This window comes from Telluria sp. AZSoR62 (assembly GCF_058111565.1).
Window position 1 is genome coordinate 1 of the sequence record NZ_JBYTST010000290.1, and the last position, 275, is coordinate 275.

The 275-nt window shown below is 64.4% G+C and carries 1 protein-coding gene; it reads left to right on the top strand.

The features are described 5' to 3' along the window. Window positions 1-275 (top strand): YncE family protein (locus tag AC3XQU_RS23845; protein WP_489876608.1); only part of this gene is annotated, 275 nt, incomplete at both ends.

A 275-nucleotide genomic window follows, 5' to 3' on the forward strand; every position in this document is an offset into this window, starting at 1 on the left:
TTCCGACACGGTGTCGGTCATCGATGTGGCGTCGGGCACGGTGACCTCCACGATCCCGCTCGGGTCGAATCCGGTCGGTGTTGCGTTCACCCCGGACGGGTCGACAGCCTACGTCACCAACACCGCTTCCGACACGGTGTCGGTCATCGATGTGGCGTCGGGCACGGTGACCTCCACGATCACGGTTGGGTCGGAACCGGTCGGTGTTGCGTTCACCCCGGACGGGTCGACAGCCTACGTCACCGACAACGGTTTCAGAACGGTGTCGGTCATCG